Source organism: Mesorhizobium sp. M2E.F.Ca.ET.209.01.1.1 (assembly GCF_004010375.2).
Lineage (GTDB): Bacteria > Pseudomonadota > Alphaproteobacteria > Rhizobiales > Rhizobiaceae > Mesorhizobium.
Map to the genome: position 1 here is coordinate 1 of NZ_SADP02000185.1, position 446 is coordinate 446.

The 446-nt window shown below is 66.4% G+C and carries 1 protein-coding gene; it reads right to left on the bottom strand.

The genetic code is table 11. The features are described 5' to 3' along the window. Positions 1 to 446 (bottom strand): aminotransferase class III-fold pyridoxal phosphate-dependent enzyme (locus EN852_RS35210; RefSeq protein WP_135879627.1); only part of this gene is annotated, 446 nt, incomplete at both ends.

Here is a 446-nt window from a genome sequence, read left to right on the forward strand (position 1 = left end):
CCATCTCGACGCCAAACATCAGCCCCCTGCCCCGGACGTCGCCGACGAAAGGCGAGCGCTGCATAAGGTCGTTCATGCGGGCGAGCGCATAAGCGCCGAGTTCGGCCGAGCGTTCGACGAGGCCTTCCTCGCGAATGATGGCGATGGTGGTGAGCGCGGCGCGCGCGGTGACCGGGTTCTTCTCATCCGTATAGTGACCGATCGCATAGTCGCCGGCGACGTCGAGGTCGCGCCGGGCGATCACCGAGGCGATCGGCAGGATGCCGCCGCCGAGCGATTTGCCGAGCACGAGGATGTCGGGCGTAACGCCGTCATGTTCGTGGGCGAAGAATTTTCCGGTCTTGCCGAGGCCGGTCGGAATCTCGTCGAAGATCAGCAGCGTGCCATGCCTGTCGCAGGCCTCGCGCACCCGCTTCCAGAAACCGGGCGGCGGCGGATTGGGCGTC